A 17415-nucleotide genomic window follows, 5' to 3' on the forward strand; every position below is an offset into this window, starting at 1 on the left:
TCGGTCACGATAAAACGGAATGCGCGGTCACCATCATCCAGAACAGACGGTCACGTTCAAACGGAATGGGCGGTCACGATAGGGCGGAATACGCAATCATCACGTAGAAATACCATTCGCCGACTTTTGCGAATTTTTTCACGAATGCGGGACTCAAGCGTTTGAGTAGTCATGTAACGCCTCCAGCAGCTGGATAATAACGGATTTTACTCTATACCTTCAGACCTAAAAATACAAAAACACGACATCAGAAATTATAAAACCTTATTTTAATAAATTAAAATCAATTACTTACAAGTTAAATAAAAAATTAAAGCGCCGCATATTATCTACAGCATACCTCTTACTTGTGAGCCGATCACAAGCAAACTCAGCATGTCACCACTCGCTTGGCAAATAATTCGGCCGATTGGCATTCCACGCTTTCGATCCCGCTGAAAATTCTCTAGATTCTGCAATACTCGGACGGCACCAAAGTGCTGACCCTTGCCCAATAATCTGGAAAAATGGCGATACAACCCTTGTGCCTTCAAAGGTAATGCTAAGAAACCACGTCGGCTTTTGTGGGCAAAGGCGTGGGACCAACAAGGTAATAGCAGCTGCGCTCGGATTATTTACCTTTATCGACGGAAGAAAGAATATGCACACCAATCAGGCGAGGGCTATCAGGGTTGATAGCCCCCTCTCTCGACCTAGCTTTGTATAACGTAACCCCCTAGCAGCATTATCTAGCTAATGCGGTCAAACATCTTCTTCAAGTAGCTACTTCCACCTTCTTCCATAAACAGTACATGCCTGTTCTCTAACTCTGTCTTCTGTGTCGGATCGCCCACGTTAAGCAAGTCAGAAAATTTCGTTGGCGACAGCACGAAGGCATTCAAGGTTAATGGTGGTTCGCCAGGTTTAGCCTGAGCAGCTAATGTTGACTCCAGGGTTTTCACTTCTTTGTATAGCCCAAGCTTGGGATGATTAAGGTCTAGATTGCGCAAACCTTTTGGATCGACAAACGTCAACCATTGCTGATTGGTTGCATCGTCCACTAGCCACAGCAGAAAATCCGGGTAGAAATTACCTGCCAAGGCAAAACCAAGGCCTTTTTTCTCGCTATCGGCATTGCGCAACAAATACAGGCTTCGGTGCCCGATAGCTTCTTTTCCTGCAGCTGAGCTACAGAAGGCTTCAAGGTCGCGCACAAACTCCCATTCACTGGGCGCATCAAAGCCAAGTGGTCGGAGCTTAAGAGGCACTGCATCCTTATCTTCAAGCGCCAGGAGGGGATAATACAAATGTCGGTCAAAGCTTATGGCTACCATATTCGGGGCTGACCATTGGCTTGCCTCACCTATTTTACCGTCAGTGACAAGCTGCTTCAGCGCTTCAAGCTTTTTCAGATACTCTTCCCCGTCATCGTTATTATCAATTTCGAATTGGTAAAGCTTAAGCATCGATCCGTGGTCTTCATCGATATGGGTAATATCGTAGAACTGGCCTTCATACCCTTTCTTTAATGCATTATAAAAGCGCTCGGTATAATCGATTAGTAGCCGAATCAGGATGTCTTCCTGCTTGCGAATATCACTAAAACTGCGCACTTTTAGTTCGGCAGCGGGAATGTACAGGGTGTACCATTCATCCGAGCCTGAGCAGAAATCGATCAGCTTTTGGCGATCCAAGCGTAGGTTGCTCCAGCTGCGCTGAATCTTGTAATCCTGCAATGCCAAGTAGATCCGATCCCAGTCAAAAACTGAAAAATAGTCAGTATTTAGCTTTTCCTTGTTCCGGTCTTCTTTGGCCCCCTGAAGCCCTTTGCTTTGCGATGCATTTCGCTGGGTACTGAGCGCCTCCACACGCGGATATAAGTCGAGCATGATTTGAGGCGTTTTGATCTTGCCTTCAAATTCATCCGGTATCTCATATAGCCAGGGAAAGTGAGTACGCTTGAACCCTCTTTTCTGGTTATCCTTGTAGCCATCCTTAAGGGCCAGTGTTTTCAGCTTTCCAGCCGGTAAGTTAGCCCGCGTGGGGAAATCTAGCTCTAAAATCTCATCACTGGGCGTGATGCCCTCTTCACGCAGATAGTCTTTAAAGGCCGCCATATAACTGGCGCGCACGCCAAAAATATTGAGCGTTTCCAGCTTATCTAGATGCACGCCTTTGGGCCGCTCCTGTGGCGTGGTTCGTTTGAGAGAAAAACCCTTACCTTTCAGGCGTACACCACGACCAAACAACTGAATAATCTGTGAGCCTTCACCCTGCCCCATATTCAGCAGTCCCATAGTCGAGACCCGCCAACTGCTCCAGCCTTCGGTAAATTTGCGTGAGCCGATCAGCACGTTAAGCTGGCTACTCTTATCGTTTAGCGTGCCGAACAACGCGCCGCCAAAATCATCGCGCTCACTGTCGAATGTTTCTTTATCTTCTGCCTGACCGAATAACTTGCCTTCATCCCCGATATTTATCAGACCGAATGGTTCAGCATCTCCTACGCGCAGTGCTAACTCACCTTTGCTGCTTTTTATATTGACCAGCTTAAGTCGCTGCTTGGCGGGTGCGTTGAACACTCGCTGTAAAATATCTGCATAAAGTGCATCTACGTTATCAGTGAAGCTCATCAACGGTGTAAAGCGACCTTTGAAAATATTGTTGCCTTTAGCATCTAATATCTGCGACCTATCAGCGATCAGGTCAGCCAACCATGTCTTGATTTGAGCATCATTGTTCAAGAAATCTGCTAGGAAGCTAACAACCTCCAATATGTCTGAATCTTCCCCGGATACCGTATTGCCTACAAACACCCAGAGTGGTTTTTCAATGTTGAAATCGTTCAGTTTTTCGCGATGGGTGCTCCACAGCCATAACTGCTGATAAAAAGCCAGCAAACAGGCAGTGAAGTACTTAGCCGCATTATCTCCCTGCTCGTAGGCATCGCCATTCATATTGAGAATCAGCGACTCTTTACCGTAACCGTCTTCATAGAAAAACTTATAGGAGTAATCAAACAGAATACACTTGGCGTAGATTTCGCGAGTGGCTGTCACTCGGGCAAGGCGCTTATCCTCTAGAGATAGCGTCAGCTCTGCCAGTTGAGTTTCATCCAGCTTTTTCAGGCTGCTAGTGCCGAACAGCATCTTGGCACGCTTTTTCTGCGTTTCCAGCTCCGCCATTTCCACGGTATAGCCTTTTGCAACCGCTTGACCGAAAGTGGCGGAATACTCAAAGGCAAAACCGCCTTGTATCAACGCATTCCTACGCCGCATCCACGCCGTGGCATCTTTACCAGTTCCCCGATGCCCTTCGTCGACCAACACTAGGTTATTCCCCTCAAACGCTTCTACAGCAACAGTCTTGTCACCCTTAGTATCACCTAGTTTGTTGATGTCGATGACTTCAACCATCCCAGGGTACTTTAGCGTTTGATTGTTGTTAAAATGCTGTGCTGCAAAGCCCGACAACTTCAACTCATCCAAATGCTGCCGCGATAGCCCCTCATTTGGTGTCAGCAAAACAATTGTGTCCGGATGACTGTCCGAGTGCCCTGCTTGATAATAATGAAGGTACTGCTTTATGTTGACATGAAGCAGTAGGGTCTTGCCGCTGCCTGTGGCGTTCCAGAACGCCACCTTGTTCAGATCATCAGCGACAAAATCGCGAAAAGGTTCTGCGCCTATTTCATCACGATAGCGGGCCATCTCTTCATTTAAACCATTGAGTAAGATTTGCCGCTTATTGAAATACCAGTCCATGTAGATTTCAGTGAATAACAGCGATAGGTACTGAAAGTACTTCATCTGCAGCTCATGACCTTCCAGCTTATTACGCTCGGCTGTGATCTCTTGCCAACAACGGACAATATTCAGGTCGTAGCGGCGTAGGTCCGTCTCCGCAACCAAGTTAGGGTTGAACAAGCCGTGCATCAGCTCATGAAAGAACTTGCTCTGACCATCCTCGTCGATGCCTTCATGCCGGTCTTCACCAAGGCGCTGTTTTAAATCTGCCAATTTTTCGATGTTGAAAAACGTTAGCATCCAGCGGTTAAGAACCAACGCCTGGTGAAAGCTGCGTTTCTGATTCTTTTTACTCACTCCGCCTCCCCCTGATGGTTACCTGCATTAGGGACGACTCCACCTTGCTTCAGCAGCCGGTCAAAATCGCTTTCAAACAACCTATCTTGAATGACGCGGTATTTCTCAAACTCACTTTCGGCATGAGCCTTTGCAATCACAGCCGTTACCTTACCTGCATCCTGCAAGACTTCTCGGTCGGTCACCTCAATAAACCGATTGAGGCGAGTTTCCCAATCCTGCATGGTCATAGGGATCTTGCGTAGCGCCATGTCTTCGGCCACATCTAGGTAGGCGGCCACCAGCCGTTCCAACTGGGCCATTTCATGCTGGGTCAGGTAGTTTTTGGCTACACTGACATCAAATTTATGTATTTTTCCCTGCGGCGCATCTTTCCAAGTAGTAAGCCCCATGTACTCCTTAGAGGCATCGGCACGGTGGTAAACAACTTCTGCTGCGGTCTGGCCGTGAATAGCCCAATGCAGCTTATTCTGTACGGTAGCAAAGAAACGCTTAGTCGCTTGCGCCGTCATATCGTAATCAATAGCGGTGACGTATAGATCGGTAATTTTCTGGTAGAACTTACGCTCCGAGAGACGAATCTCGCGAATGCGCTGTAGTTGCTCTTCAAAATACTGATCACTGAGGATGGACCCGCCACTTTTGAGGCGTTCGTCATCCATCGTGAAGCCCTTGATGGTGAACTCCTCGATGATAGTAGTGGCCCACTTACGGAACTGCACCGCACGCTCTGAATTGACCTTGTAACCCACGGCAATAACGGCACTCAAACTGTAGTGCTGGGTGTTATAGGCCTTACCGTCGGCGGCAGTTACTCGAAATTTTCGAATAACTGCCTCTTCCTGTAATTCACTGTCTGAAAAAATCTTTTTCAGGTGGTAGTTAATAGTGTGAGTTTCTACATCATAGAGCACGCCCATCATTTTCTGGGTCAACCAGATACTTTCGTCGGCGTATATAGCCTCCACTCCCCCCTTACCGCTGGCGGCCACAAAAGTGAGGTACTCCGCCGCCGATGATCGAATCAAGTCGGTTGAATTTTGCTTGCTACCTTTATCTTTGCCAGTGGCCATCACACATCCTCCATGGAGAACATGCGCTCCAAAAACTCTGACTCAATTTGGCGCAGCTTTAGCACCCGCGTAGCGCCGCCTTCTTCGGCTGTCTGCGTTAGTACAGTGGGGATGTTGTGGTCGCCGTTGATATAGACCACATCGAATTCATTATCGGCTGGGTTTATAGCCAGCCTGTTGCACAAGCGGCTAACGCCTTCGTAATTCAGTAATTCACAATCACGCCAGAGCACTAGACAGCTTTCACCACTTGGCAAGGTACCAGTCACCGTCACAAAACCGCGTTCTGGCTGGGCATCGATATGCTTGATGCGCAAGCCAATCAGGTAGTTAAAGGTTTCAACCAAGTCGACTTTAGTACGCTCATAAGCACCAGCAGAGTCAGTGGCGATATTCATGGCATAGTCGAAAGGCTTGTTGAAGTCCTCAACCGATAGCAGTGAACCTCGGCTTTCTACATCCAGCATGTAGTGAAGCAGATAGTCATCTTTTGCAGCCTGGTCGAGAGCGTCTAGCGTTTGGTTCTGTTTAACCTCACGGCGTAGCTGGAGATTATTCAGAGTGTCTTCGTAGCTTTCGAGCTTGAGGACTTTGAAACAATGCGAGATACCCGTTTCAGGAGTCGTCGGCTTACCAAGACGCCAATCAGCAGAGTAGGCAACCTTCTGCATACGCGGCTTGATAATGGTATTAAAGTAATCACCCTGCTCAACTGTAATATATTTACGCTTTCCACCATCAAGGCGGTTAGCTGTCGCCGTGGCGTGCGCGGTACTACCGGACCCACCAAAACAGTCGAGAACAACACTATCTTTATCAGTGGAGTGCAAAACGAATCGGCTAACGAAATTAGCATGCTTAGGAGCAAGAAAAACGCCAGATCGATTAAATAGATTGTGTGTTTGCTTTTCGCCGTCTGAGTAGTCTGTGAAAACACTTTTACCTACATTGGTCTCAACTTCATGCAGCATTCGTTTGATACGCGGCACTTTTTTTTCATCTTCTCCCCATGCAATCCGCCCGTCCTCATCCAGAGCCTTGAAGCTGCGTTTCCCTGGGTTCTCAGGATCATGTTTGAAAGCCACTTTCCAACCACTCTTGGGGTGTGGAGTAGGCAAACCTTTATTCGGATGGACAGGCTTATACCAACGGTAATTTAAATGGTTTTTGTCATGAACTGTTGGAGATTGCTTGCTTGCAGGCATAGAAAGGTCGCCTTCCTGCCATATCCAAATCTTTGCACCAACGTCCTCGGCTTCGGCTTCTGTCACCAATTTTCCGAATTTATCGCGATATTCAGCACGGCGGTAGTTGTATAGCCCTTTCCAAGGATCATTCCCTTTTTCATTATCCCATTCCAAACCTTGATCAGCGACAAAGGCGCGGTATTCTATTTGATGCTGCTCAAACAGCTTTTTAATTTCTTCTTCGATTTCGGATATTGGTGGATAACTTGGATTTAGCCGTGCTATTAGCTCCATCATTTCTGCATAGCCCGGTTTTGGCTCACGAAACATGGATTTATCTTGTTCAGCCACTTGCCGGTTTTTTGCGTAAACTAGAACATATTCGTGATTAGTCGAGTAGTTAGGCGCTTGGCTGTTATTAGTGTTCATTGCCCAGATAAGCTCTTCGATGTGATTATCTTCACCGAAATTATTACTGAGAATATGATCTAAATTTTGGCGCTCATGCTTGTCGATGCTGACGAAGATGGCCCCGTTTTCCGGCATTAGCGGCTTAAGCTTTGCCACACGATTATCCATCATCGTCGCCCAAGCTGAATGCTTAAAAGAATTCTTGTAAGGAATCGAGTTACTAGCCGTATTGTAAGGGGGGTCAATGTAGACGCAGCGAACCTTTTCCGAATAACGTTCGCCTAAGAGCGTTAACGCCTGGAAATTGTCACTATGCACCATCAGCCCATCGGGGCTGCCATCTAGGTCGGGGATCGCATTCATAAGATCGGCACGAAACTTCGCATCGTACAATGCGGTATCCACCATCAGGTAAGGATTAACCTTCAGGTCTTCAACAGTGCCCGGCTCAAGACTTTTACACATACCTAAATCATGCCACTGCCCCCATTGCCTTTCATTGTTAGCAATCGCTGGGTATAGCTCTTCTGGCACTCGATCCAGCGTGATGCAGTAATGGCTCGAAACCACAAACTTCTTCTTTAACCATAGCTTCTTCTGAAAGTCTTCTAACTGGGCAAGGAAACCGATTAGCTCCAGGGCAATGGTACGCAGGCACTGAATCATGCGTAGGTTCTTTTCGATATCGGCAAAGGCGCCTGCATTCTGCACATCGTCCAGATGCATCACTTCGTTTTTAATATAGAAGTCTAGCTCGCGGCGCAGAAAACCACCTAGATTCTTATGAATAAAGTAATCGGCGTTATTTTTAGCGGTGTAATCAGTTAGGTATTTTTCTAACAAAGTACGCTGAGGGTTCTTCTCGGTAGGCGCACGATTGCTCAAGTCTAGCCAGCGAGCCTTAACCGCTTCGTCCTTTAATACACCGTCGACCGCTTGTTTAACGAGCGCATCCTGTTTTGTACCTTTAGGCTGAGGTGCATACTCAAAGCGGATAGTCAGCTCTGTGCCCTCTTCGCCAACCACTTCCTCAACCGGGGTTAGCGCTTCCTCGTACTCTTCACCTTGCTCATCGGTTCGAATGACCGTCTTTGGGTGAATGAGTGCGAAGCGACGCTCTTTATCATTGTCTTTACGGTTGTCTTTAGCGGTATCGGCAGACACTAGACGGAAGTGAACGGTACGCCCATCGTCCAGCTTAAAGCTGTAGTTGGCAAAATTTTCACCGCTCTTGGTGTAGTACTGGTCTTTATTGGCCCAGTGCAGCATGACCTCTTCGCCAGAATAAGGAATGGCGTAGGTATCACCCTTGTAACGGCGCTGGCTGATAAAATCACCATTGTCGTAGTAGCGGGAAAAAAAGGTCAGTAAGTGAGAAAAGACAGCGTTTTCGTGCTCAAAAGCCCCAGCGCTGTATTCAGCCAGCTTCTGACGCAGCTCCTGCACTTTGGGTACATTGTCAGGGTCAAGTCCGTCGGCGGTGTACTGCTCTTCTTTTTCTTTCAATTCACGAGTGATCTGCTCACGCTGAACATTGCTGCCACTGCTCAGGGCTGACTGCACTTTTTTTGGTAAACGCTTTTCTAGGTATTCATTGATCTCATCAGCGCGCGCATTGAGAATCCGGTAAATACCAAAATCTAACTCTGGCTGATCAATCTGAAAAATTTCGCGCAGCTTAGTGACAAGCTCTTGAAATTTTGGACTATTTGATTCATTCATGTTCTCAAACCTTAAAAGTTATATCCCTGCAATGTCATACGACTTGCCAGCGCAGGGTGAAAAGCGTCTCTGTTTCGGTTGTTTCCTGCAGACGTTGCTGCAAGGAGTCAATAAGTTGATCGCGCTGCTCTATGATTTCGTCTTCCACAGCAAAGATATCCCGACGCTGGCGGCGCTGCTGTCTTTCTAATGAGGCGATTTCCTGTTGAATATCCGACTGCTCCTGCAGTGTTGAAGCCTTGCGGGCATCTCGCTTGAGTTGTGCGATACGCGCCTTGGTGTTTTTCAGCGCTTCTTCTGCTGCCAATAGTTTGTCTTCGGCCCACTTTTCCAGCTTGTCGCGCTCTTCATTAAACAAGCGCTGATTGGCTTCGAAAATATCGGCAACAGCAGCATTAATATGGCGTTCGCTGTTAGCGACAAGCTGAGCTGGAGGCTTATCATCCAGCACTTGCGGCTTGCCCTGGGCTTCAACTGCCATCAGCTTTTCGCACACTTCCTGGTCGAGTGACTGTCCATCGTCAGTGAGACCAGAAAACAGCAAGGTTTCGGTCGTTTCAAATGCAGTGACCTGTAATCTGTCCAGACGCAACCAACCGGTCTTGCCCACTAATTTTTCGACCTGGCTTATTTTGCTGTTGTGAGCACTGTAATCAAAAGTGATTTTGGCTTGAGGGGTTTTTGCGCTCAAACTACTTTCCTGTGCCCACTCACCCAATGGGTGGCTAAGCCGATAAGCGTGAGCGAGCATGTCAGGCTGAGCTGCGCCTCGAATCAACTGATATCGGCCTGGTGTAATGTGAGAACTCATGCCTGCCGGAGTTTTCTGTAAAGCAAATGCATAGGAAGCATGATCAAAGCGCACATATTTTTCTAACGCGTAGCGAGTCACCCCCCAGAACCAGCGGCCCAGTTTATCAAGACGTGCTTCAGCTTCATCTAGTCGGAGCTTGAGCCGGTCGTGGACATCTGCGTCAAAATTCTCTAACAGTTGGCTTTGAGTGTCCTTGATCCGGTCATTGATCGCTTCTTCTAGCTCCTCCTGCAAGGCGTTGAAGGCTAGTTCAATGTCATCTGGGTGGCGGCAGGTCTCGTAGATAGAGAGAATACGTTTTTCAAAGTCTATGCCGCTTTCTATGCGTCCTAGCACTTCATCCGAAGCCCCGAACACCCCTGAGAACAGGTGCAGCTTTTCAGATAGCAGCTCCAATACCCGCTGATCAGCCTGATTACGCGTATTCAGGAAGTTGATAACCACTACGTCGTATTTTTGCCCGTAGCGATGGCAACGACCAATTCGCTGTTCTATTCGCTGCGGGTTCCATGGCAAATCATAATTAATCAACAGCGCACAAAATTGCAGGTTGACCCCTTCAGCAGCAGCTTCTGTGGCGATCATGATGTCAGCACCGGTGCCATCGTCTTTACGAAAATGATCAATTAGAGCAGTGCGTCGATCTACCTGCGGAGAACCGGTTACTCTATCTGTGCCCTGATAATCTGCTAACCATTGCTGATAAATGACCGTGGTGTCTGGGTGGTTATTAGTCCCACTGAACATGGCCAGCTTGCCATCATAGCCATTGGCGGCCAAAAATTGGTAAAGATAACCCTGAGTACGCTTTGACTCAGTAAAAATAATGGCTTTGCGGGGAGCCCCCAGCTCAGTCATATTGGCAAAACCCAACTGCAGCGCTGTGAGCAATGATTTGGCTTTGGTGTCAGTTTGTAGGCCCTGGGCCAGCGTGATGATACCGTTTAGCTCATTTATTTCTTCGCGAATAGCCTGGGACTTTTGCTCGGTTGTTTTCAGTTCCTGCTGCAGTGCGGGAAGATAGCCCTGATTGGCTATTTCAGCGCCTGCACTTTGCTCCAGTTCTTGTTCTTCCAGGTAATCGGTTTCAAGATCATCCTCTTCTACCCACTGTTCCAAAAGATTGATCTTATCGGCTGCGGCTTCATCTACCAGTAACTGTTCCAAGCGTGCGCAGATAGTGACAAGAGTACCGACAATAGCTGGGGTACTTGAGGCAAGCAGCTTGCGTAGTATCAGCCCTGTTAGGTGGCGCTGGCGTTTGGGGAGGGCAAAAGATTCCTCGCGCAACAAAAAGGCAGAAACTCGCTCGTAAAGAACCTGCTCGGCGTCAGTGGGGTTGAAAGGCTGCGTTATTGCCCGCCGTGCTGTGTACTGAATGTACTCCAATACATCTTTACGTAAGGTACGTTGAGTAAAATCAGCCAGCCGACCGCGTAGCTCCTCCAGCCCATCAGGATTATTCACGTATTGCTTGCGAAAGGACTTTTCATCACCAAACAGATGTCCATCAATCAAGGTGGAAAGCCCGTAAATCTCCATCAAGGAGTTTTGAAGCGGCGTCGCAGTGAGCAATAGCTTCTTACGGCCTTCCAGGCCACGGCGCAGTGCTTGCCCAGTTCGGTTGCTTTGGCGATGAGCGTTACGCAGCTTATGCGCCTCATCGATTACAACAATATCCCAAGAGATAGCCCGCAGCTCAGCTTCTAGCCGAGCAGCAAACTGGTAAGACATGATGATGACGGTCTTGCCAGCTAGGTGTTGCAAGGTTTGCAGGGCGCTACCAGCTGACTGTTTACGGAGCGCGATGGCATCCAGCACGGTAGTAGGAACCGCAAATTTATCTAAGAGCTCCTGTGCCCATTGCTTGCGTAAGCTGGCAGGCGCAATGATCAGTAGCTTTCGACGGCGCTCAGCCCACAACTGGCATATCACCAGCGCCGCTTCAATCGTTTTACCAAGGCCCACCTCATCAGCCAGCAGAACGCCTTGCTGTAGTGGGTTGCGCATGGCAAATAGCGCCGCTTCGATCTGGTGAGGGTTCAGGTCTACGCTGGCATCAAATAGCGATTGAGATAGACGATCGACACCATCCGCCCCGTGACGTCGAGTTAGTTCGTGGGCGTAATACTTGGCGTGGTAAGCAGTGATTAACGTTTGCATTGCACCTAGCCTAGCCACGGGTTGATAACGATGACACCTGTAGCCTCAAGAGGGCTTGTTCCCCATATTGTAAACGGCTGATGAAAGACACATATCATACACGCTAGCCAATGGGGATCAGCCTTTAAACTTTCGTAAAATGACAAACAGGAGAATAAAACGAGGGGGAAATACGTTACCCGCAGACCAAGGGACTTATAATCCCCTGCTTTTTGAATTAAGCAAATATAGAAGTGGTGGGCCCAGTAGGACTTGAACCTACGACCAAGGGATTATGAGTCCCCTGCTCTAACCAACTGAGCTATAGGCCCGAAAAGCGTGCATATCATAGCGAATGTAGCGGTGTGAGGCTAGCCCCCCTTGCGCTATCTTAATGTCATTGTGGCTTTATTTTGTGGCACTTATTTCAACCCGAGGGGTCTTGTGGGTAGCTCCTGGCCTTATTGTCTTGGTCTTATGAACAGTTCTTTATGCGGAGACGCGCTTTGAAAGCATTAATTGCTCTTTTTCCCTTATTGTTGGCGCTACCAGTTTCAGCTGACTGGCAGCTTGACCCTGGCCAGTCCCGGGTGCAGGCATCGATTACTCAGTTGAACGGTGAGGCACCACAAACTCACCATCATCAGGTGCGCGATCTGCAGGGCGATATCTCCAGCGATGGCACGCTGCGTCTGCCGTTAAAGCTTAGCCAAACCGACGTACTTGAGCGGTTTGGCGAGCTGCCGCCGTGGATAGGCTTGTTGGCGAATACCACCTTGGTGACGCTTGTCGCTCAAATGTCACCCGAGCGATTGGATAACTTAGATATTGGCCAGTCACTGGTTGAGACGCTGGAATTTCGCGTTCAGTCCGACATGATCAATCAGCAGGAGTCCGTGCCGCTGCGCTTTACCCGCGAAGGCTTGAACGAGATCCGCGTGACCCACGCGGAGCCCATGGCGATGGATGGCAGAGCACTGATGGCAAACAGCACGGTAAGAACCGTGCTGTCGATGCTGGGCTATCAGGAGATTGACGAGCATGTGCCCGTCACCTTAAATGCGCTGCTGGTTAACCGTTAACGATTAGTTAGTGAGTACTTCTACATCCCCCGCCAGGGCCTCGCCGGTTTGTACTCGCCACTGGGCGGCGTAATGGCCGTTAACAGCCAATAGGCTTGTGTGGCTGCCTCGTTCAGCCACCTGGCCTTTCTCAATCACCACGATCTCATCGGCGTGCACAATGGTAGAAAGCCGATGGGCAATCATAATCACCGTGCGGCCATGGGCGATGCGTTTAAGCGAGCGCTGAATGGCCGCTTCGGTTTCGTTATCGACCGCGCTAGTGGCTTCATCCAGCACGAGAATGGGCGGGTCTTTGAGCAGTGCCCTCGCCAATGAGAGCCGTTGACGCTGACCACCGGAAAGCAGCACTCCGCGCTCTCCAACAGCGGTATCGAGCCCCTGAGGCAGTGTTTCAATAAAGCTCCACGCTTCGGCAGTTTTGGCGGCGTCGATGATCGCGGCTTCGTCTGCATCAGGCTTGCCATAGGCGATATTGTCACGAATGCTGCCTTCAAATAGATAAACATCCTGACTGACTAAACCAATCGACTGACGTAGCGAGTTCATGCTTATGTTAGTAATCGGCTGCCCATCAATAAGCACTCGCCCGCGTTCCGGGTCATAAAAGCGCAGCAGCAGCTTGATCAGGGTGGATTTACCCGACCCCGTCGCCCCTACCAGCGCTAAGGTCGCACCTGCCGGCACGTCTAGGTGGATACCATCGACACCGACGTGGCTCGTTGCGTAGTGAAAACTTATATCTTCAAAGGTGACTTCACCCCGCACTGGCTGTGCAAGCAGTGTGGCGCTGTCATCTTTGACGGTAATCGGCACTTCAAGCAGATCGAGGATCCGCCGCGTGCTGGCCATGGCACGCTCAAACAGGTCGATTACCTGGGCCAAGCCAGTGAGCGGCCAGAGCAGACGCTGGGTCAGAAATACCAGTACGCCATAAGCACCGACGTTTAAGGTCCCGTTCAGCGCCATCATGCCGCCGACGGTAAAGGTGGCCAAAAAGCCTGCCAAAATCGCCATGCGGATGACCGGAATAAACGCGGAGCTAACCTTAATCGCTCGGCGGTTAGCTTCTACGTAAGCTTCGCTGGCATCGCGCAGGCGTTCGGCTTCGCGGTTTTCGCTGGTAAAGCTTTTAATCGTGGCGATGCCGCTCAGGTTATTAGTTAACCGGCTGGCCAGATCACCCACCTTCTCGCGCACATCGCTATAAAGTGGCCCGGCTTTGCGCTGGAAGAAGAACGCGCCCCAAATAATCAGCGGAATCGGTGTAAACGCCAGTAGCGCAATCAGCGGCGAAAGCACGAAGAACACCGCGCCAACCGCCACCACGGTGACAAATACCTGAATCAGCGCGTTGGCACCGCCATCTAAAAAGCGTTCAAGCTGATTGACGTCGTCGTTCATGGTAGCCACAAGCTGGCCGGAGCTTTTCGATTCAAAGAACGCCATATCCAACCGCTGGGCGTGCTCGTAGGTATCTTGGCGCATATCGGCCTGCAGCCGCTGGGCTAAGTTGCGCCATAGAATTTGAAACAGATACTCAAACAGCGACTCGCCTGCCCAAATAAAGAACGTCAGTACCGCCAAAATGGTGATCTGCTCTTGAGGAGACTCAAACCCCAGCCGCGCCACAAAGCTATTTTCCTGATTGACCACCACGTCGATGGCAACACCAATCAAAATCTCGGGCGCAATATCAAACAGCTTGTTGATAACCGAACAGGTAGTCGCGGCAATAATGCGCCGCCGATAGCCTTTGGCGTAGCGCAGTAGCCGCACCAAGGCTTGAAAACTGTGTGCAGGAGAGGACACAAGCATTCCTTACTGGGGTTGTTATAGGCTGAATTAGCATTAGATTAGAAGGACAGAGTAATGAAATCGCCCTGCCTTCACTAGCAGCAGTTCATCATCAACAGAACATCTATCGTTCGGCAATAGGCTAAGTCTTGCCTATCAAACGGGCATGGGCGAACGCCGCACATTGGCAAGCAATGGACTGCCGGTATCGGGGTCAGTTAATAGCGTACACTCAACTTGATAAAGCGTGCGTACTAAATCGGGAGTGACCACCGTGGCAGGCGGACCTTCCGCGACAATCTGACCTTCGCGCATAGCGATAAGATGGTCAGCGTAGCGGCAGGCGCTGGCAAGATCATGCAATACCATCACCACGGTGCGACCGTGATGAGCAAGGTGCTTAACCAGTTCGAACACTTCAATCTGATGGCCTAAATCCAGCGCTGAGGTGGGCTCATCCAGCAGTAGTAGCGGGGTTTGCTGGGCAATGGTCATGGCAATCCAGGCGCGCTGTCGCTGACCACCAGAAAGGGCGTCAATTGGCCGATCGGCGAGTTGCTCTAACCCTGCTGCGGCCAGTGCGTGCTGTACCACGCGCTGGTCCTCCGCTGACCACTGGCGCAGCCAACCTTGGTGGGGCTGGCGGCCAAAGCGGATCAGCTCGGTAACGGTTAAGCCTTCCGGCGCGACGGCTTCTTGGGGCAATAGCGCCAGCTGGGTCGCCAACTGGCGTGTGGGAAGGCGCTGAATATCGTCGCCGTTCAGCAGTACCGCCCCACTGTCAGGTTTATGTAACCGCGCAAGCCCAGCCAACAGCGTTGATTTCCCGCAGCCGTTGGGGCCGACAATAGCGGTGACTTGCCCGCTGGGCAGGCTGATATCCAAGCCATCAATCACCTGCCGGGTGCCATAACTCATGCCTAACGATTGCGTAGCAAGTGTCGGTAGTTGAGCGTTAGTTTCAGCGCTCATTGGCGACGTTGGGGACTGGCTCATGTGAAGCTCCGTTGCGGGCGCATTAATATCCAAAGTAGCCAGGGGCCACCCACCACTGCCGTAACAATACCCACCGGAATCTCGATGGGAGCGAGCAGCGTACGCCCGGCTAAGTCAGCGAGCACCATCACCAATGCCCCAGCAAGCGTTGCCGCCATGATAGGCACGCCCCGTGAACTCGACAGCGACCGGGCAATTTCCGGGCCAATTAGCCCCACCATGCCGACCGGCCCAGCAACAGCGACCGCCAACCCCGTCAGCGCAACCGAAAGCAGCAGTACTTCCAGTCGGCGTCGTTTGACGTTAACCCCTAAACCGCTCGCGGTGGCATCTTTAAAACGTAACAGCGTTAATGAGCGGGCCAGCGCCAGTGCGGTGGCCAGGCCTAACGCTAACCCAAGCATCAGTAGCTGTAGCGCGCCACTGGGCCGGGCATTTAACGAACCCACAGTCCACGGGTAAGCGGCGTTGGCAGTATCAATCGCTACCCGGGCAAGGAGCAGTTGAGTCACCGCGCCAAATACCGCGCCCACACCAATTCCTGCGACGATAAAACGGTAGCCCTGGGTGCCGCTGCCCGCTGCTAAACCAAAGGTAAGCACTGCTGCCGTGGTCGCCCCTGCCAATGCCATGGCAGGCGGCGCAATAGAAATGCCCATGCCTACGATGGATGCCACGGCAAACGCCGTCGCGCCATTATCAATGCCAATAATACCGGGTGTTGCCAAGCGATTGCGGGCTAACGTTTGCATTAAAATACCCGCCAATGCAAAAGCGGCCCCAGTGAAGCAGGCGGCGGCCAAACGTGGCAAGCGTAGTTCTTGCACCACAAAACTCGCCATCATGTCCGCATTGCCAAACAGCGCTTGGAGCACCGCTGCGGGGGCGACTTTAACGCTGCCCAAACTGAGATAAATAACGCTGGCCAGCAGTAGCGCGCTAAATAGCCCCAGGTTGACCACCACCGCACGCTGTTCAAACAGTACGCTGCTCGCGCCTTGCTGATTTTGCCAGGCTAACCGCCAGTACCCTGGAGGCGGCGAGACGGTGTTGTTTTCACCCGAAACCGCTCGGGTCGTAGGAGAGAAAGGCATAGCTGAGGGTTTAATCGATGTGGTTTTCATGAGCCAACTCATAACATCGGTAGGCGGCGCGCGCGCACGACCGCTATTAATACAGGTGCACCGCATAGCGCAGTGAGTACGCCCAGCGGTAACTCTGAAGGAGCGACCACCACCCGCGAGATGATATCGGCGGCGAGTACGATCAGCGGCCCAATGGGTAGGCAAAACAGCAGCGTGCGGCGAATATCAGGCCCGGCAAAGGCTCGGGCAACAAACGGCACCACCAGCCCGACAAAGGCAATCGGTCCCGCAATAGCTGTGGCAGCCCCGACGAATAGCGCCACGCAGGCCACCACCAGCCAACGAATAAGGTTGGGGTGATGGCCAAGCCCTGAAGCAACCCGCTCGCCTAAGGCCAGCGCGGCTAAGGGGCGAGCAATCAGCACAACAATAAATGCTGCGACCAGCATACTGGGCAGCACGGCAAGCAGATCGTCTAAGCGACGCCCCGCCAAACTACCAATCACCCAGAAGCGTATTTCATCGGCAGCGCGCTGGTCGTAAAGCAGTATCAGCGAGGTTAATGAAGCGAGCAGACCAGAAAACGCAGCCCCAGCGAGCACAAGCCGAATAGGGTCATTGCCTACACCGCGAAAGCGCGCCACGCTCAATACGCACACGCAGCCCACCAATGCACCTAACTGTGCAACTGAAATACGCAGGGTGGCCGCGCTAGCGCCAAGCACTAACGCCAGCGCTACGGCAAACGCAGCGCCCGCACTAACACCTAACAGGCCCGGTTCGGCCAATGGGTTGCGCGCCACGGCTTGCAGTAGCGCACCCGCCACCCCTAGCGCCATCCCCACCACAACGCCGATTAAGGTGCGTGGTGCGCGCAGTTCCCAAACGATAAACTGCGCTTCGCTGTCCTGGGCGCCGAAAAGTAATGACAGCGCCCGGCCAGGGCCAATGCTGCCCGCCCCTATTAATAAGCTAACGAAGCTCACCGCCATTAAGGCGGTGAACAGTAACAATAGTAACGTGC

The 17415-nt window shown here is 50.9% G+C and carries 9 protein-coding genes and 1 tRNA gene; 1 reads left to right on the forward strand and 9 read right to left on the reverse strand.

Annotation, left to right across the window (positions count from 1 at the left end; all coding sequences use genetic code 11):
• Positions 1-728: 728 nt before the first annotated feature.
• The 5 genes from ACQKE4_RS17550 to ACQKE4_RS17570 form a co-directional block, all read right to left on the reverse strand.
• Positions 729-3998, reverse strand: coding sequence for a DEAD/DEAH box helicase family protein (locus tag ACQKE4_RS17550; protein ID WP_427389580.1), 3270 nt, complete (start codon positions 3996-3998; stop codon positions 729-731).
• Positions 3999-4078: 80 nt separating this feature from the next.
• Entirely contained in the window at positions 4079-5155 is a 1077-nt protein-coding gene (locus tag ACQKE4_RS17555) for a virulence RhuM family protein (RefSeq protein WP_427389581.1), read from the reverse strand.
• Positions 5155-8475 (reverse strand): site-specific DNA-methyltransferase, encoded by a 3321-nt coding sequence (locus ACQKE4_RS17560; RefSeq protein ID WP_427389582.1) that lies wholly within the window; start codon positions 8473-8475, stop codon positions 5155-5157. Before ACQKE4_RS17560 ends, ACQKE4_RS17555 begins: the two co-directional genes overlap by 1 nt.
• 34 nt (positions 8476-8509) lie before the next feature.
• Positions 8510-11452, reverse strand: coding sequence for an SNF2-related protein (locus ACQKE4_RS17565; RefSeq protein WP_427389583.1), 2943 nt, complete (start codon positions 11450-11452; stop codon positions 8510-8512).
• A gap of 234 nt (positions 11453-11686) precedes the next feature.
• A tRNA-Ile gene (locus ACQKE4_RS17570) sits at positions 11687-11763 on the reverse strand.
• Positions 11764-11922: 159 nt separating this feature from the next.
• Here ACQKE4_RS17570 and ACQKE4_RS17575 point away from each other — a divergent pair.
• Entirely contained in the window at positions 11923-12513 is a 591-nt protein-coding gene (locus ACQKE4_RS17575; protein ID WP_427389584.1) for a hypothetical protein, read from the forward strand.
• Positions 12514-12516: 3 nt separating this feature from the next.
• Here the strand turns inward: ACQKE4_RS17575 and ACQKE4_RS17580 are convergent, their stop codons facing one another.
• From ACQKE4_RS17580 to ACQKE4_RS17595, 4 genes are all read right to left on the reverse strand, one after another.
• Complete coding sequence (locus tag ACQKE4_RS17580; RefSeq protein ID WP_427389585.1) at positions 12517-14325, reverse strand: ABC transporter ATP-binding protein; 1809 nt, start codon at positions 14323-14325, stop codon at positions 12517-12519.
• A 141-nt stretch (positions 14326-14466) separates the two neighbouring features.
• Complete coding sequence (locus ACQKE4_RS17585) at positions 14467-15228, reverse strand: ABC transporter ATP-binding protein (RefSeq protein WP_427389595.1); 762 nt, start codon at positions 15226-15228, stop codon at positions 14467-14469.
• A 74-nt stretch (positions 15229-15302) separates the two neighbouring features.
• Positions 15303-16430 carry a FecCD family ABC transporter permease gene (locus ACQKE4_RS17590; RefSeq protein ID WP_427389586.1) on the reverse strand — a complete coding sequence of 376 codons (1128 nt, stop codon included), beginning with the start codon at positions 16428-16430 and terminating at the stop codon, positions 15303-15305.
• 8 nt (positions 16431-16438) lie between these two features.
• On the reverse strand, positions 16439-17383 hold the full coding sequence (locus ACQKE4_RS17595) for a FecCD family ABC transporter permease (protein WP_427389596.1): 945 nt from the start codon (positions 17381-17383) through the stop codon (positions 16439-16441).
• Between the last annotated feature and the right edge of the window lie 32 nt (positions 17384-17415).

Origin of the sequence: Halomonas sp. NPDC076908, from assembly GCF_050269715.1 — a bacterium.
Classification (GTDB): Bacteria; Pseudomonadota; Gammaproteobacteria; order Pseudomonadales; family Halomonadaceae; genus Vreelandella.

What these genes read in the sequence shown, in the direction of transcription:
- ACQKE4_RS17560 (WP_427389582.1), bottom strand. Translation starts at nt 8,475, where the DNA reads ATGAATGAATCAAATAGTCCAAAATTTCAAGAGCTTGTCACTAAGCTG.
- ACQKE4_RS17590 (WP_427389586.1), bottom strand. Translation starts at nt 16,430, where the DNA reads ATGAAAACCACATCGATTAAACCCTCAGCTATGCCTTTCTCTCCTACG.
- ACQKE4_RS17555 (WP_427389581.1), bottom strand. Translation starts at nt 5,155, where the DNA reads ATGGCCACTGGCAAAGATAAAGGTAGCAAGCAAAATTCAACCGACTTG.
- ACQKE4_RS17595 (WP_427389596.1), bottom strand. Translation starts at nt 17,383, where the DNA reads ATGGCGGTGAGCTTCGTTAGCTTATTAATAGGGGCGGGCAGCATTGGC.
- ACQKE4_RS17585 (WP_427389595.1), bottom strand. Translation starts at nt 15,228, where the DNA reads ATGAGTTATGGCACCCGGCAGGTGATTGATGGCTTGGATATCAGCCTG.
- ACQKE4_RS17575 (WP_427389584.1), top strand. Translation starts at nt 11,923, where the DNA reads ATGCGGAGACGCGCTTTGAAAGCATTAATTGCTCTTTTTCCCTTATTG.
- ACQKE4_RS17565 (WP_427389583.1), bottom strand. Translation starts at nt 11,452, where the DNA reads ATGCAAACGTTAATCACTGCTTACCACGCCAAGTATTACGCCCACGAA.